Genomic DNA, 1,383 nt, shown 5'->3' on the forward strand with positions numbered 1-1,383 from the left:
GTGATCGGACCGATCCCCTCGATCTTTCCGATGCGCTGACACGCCGGGTTGCTGCTGAAGAGGGCCCGGATCCGGCGGTTGTACGCGGCAATGCGCCGATCGAGTTCAGCGAGTTCCTCGTGAACGTCCCGCACAAGGTCCCGGAGCATGTCGTCGATCTCGGCCTCGGCTCCCTTTGCCATCCGCGCGAGCGCGTGCCGGAGCCGGCTGATGTCGCGGGCGATCACAACGCCATGCTCGGCAAGAAGACCGCGGATCTGGTTCACAAGCCTGGTCCGATCCGACACCAGCCGCTGACGGATCCGATGAACCGCCTGAATGGCAAGCTGTTCGGAAGATTTCGGCGGCACGAAACGCATCGATGGCCGACCGATGGCTTCACAGATCGCTTCCGCATCGTTGCGGTCGTTCTTGTTCGACTTGACGTAGGGCGTCACGAACTGCGGGCTGATCAGGCGCACCTCATGGCCGAACTCGGCAAGCATCCGCGCCCAGTAATGCGCCCCGTTTGATGCTTCCATGCCCACGACGCAGGGCGGAAGTTCCGAAAAGAACTGCGCCACCGCCTCTCGCCGAAGCGTCTTGCGCAAGACGGTTTTCTCGCGTGCGTCGACGCCGTGAACCTCGAACACATATTTGGCCAGGTCCAATCCAATCCGAACGATCTGCATGATACCCTCCTTTTGCAGGTCAAGGTCGAGTTCACCCCGCGAAGGCGGCGGGGTCCATACCATTGGCTCCTGTTTTGCAAGGGGTTTCTTGAGCGACGTGTATCGAAGCAGGTTGCGGTCATTTGTCCGGCCTGTGTGTGCGGTGCTAGTGACCGCTGGCCTTGATGAAGTCCGCTTGCCGGGTCCCTATCAGAGGAACGAGCTGTCACGCCATGACAATACCTCGGGGTGTCCCGGTAGCGGTCGTGTTCGATCATCATCACTCACTTCTGCCCTTGCATCTCGTCGCGACGCCGTTGCGGCGACGCTTGTAGCTCTCTTTCGTCAAATGGCCGGTGCGGCCTTGTAGTTCTCTCCCTTCACGAGCAGTGCCCATGCCGTACGGGCGGTCTTGTTGGCGATGGCCACGGCCACGAGCCGCGTTGGTTTGCGTTCGAGCAGGGATCTGACCCAGGCGCCGGTCCGGGTATTGGTCGTTCCGGCGCGCCTTGTCACCGAGGTGGCGCCGACGACCAGCAATCGGCGCAGATACGTAACCCACGATCAACTGCGTATGCACCTCGCCGACTTCCTCGCAGCCTACAACTTTGCGCGTAAGCACCCGGTTTTTACCGCAGCGGCTGATCCTTGACGCGCCTAGTTCCGACGCGACCTGATGGACACAATCCCGCTGGTCGCATTGACGCAAATTGGTGTCTCAGGATCCGGCGCG

1 protein-coding gene and 1 pseudogene are annotated in these 1,383 nt (G+C 61.3%); both read right to left on the reverse strand.

Annotated elements, in window-relative coordinates; all coding sequences use genetic code 11:
* A partial coding sequence (locus IM708_RS20965) for an IS110 family transposase (RefSeq protein WP_209428487.1) occupies nucleotides 1–671 on the reverse strand: 671 nt, incomplete at its 3' end.
* Nucleotides 672–995: 324 nt separating this feature from the next.
* A pseudogene (locus tag IM708_RS20970) lies at nucleotides 996–1,199 on the reverse strand (IS110 family transposase); the annotation flags it as partial.
* Between the last annotated feature and the right edge of the window lie 184 nt (nucleotides 1,200–1,383).

It is taken from the genome of Pararhodobacter sp. SW119, assembly GCF_017811755.1.
Taxonomy (GTDB): Bacteria; Pseudomonadota; Alphaproteobacteria; order Rhodobacterales; family Rhodobacteraceae; genus Pararhodobacter.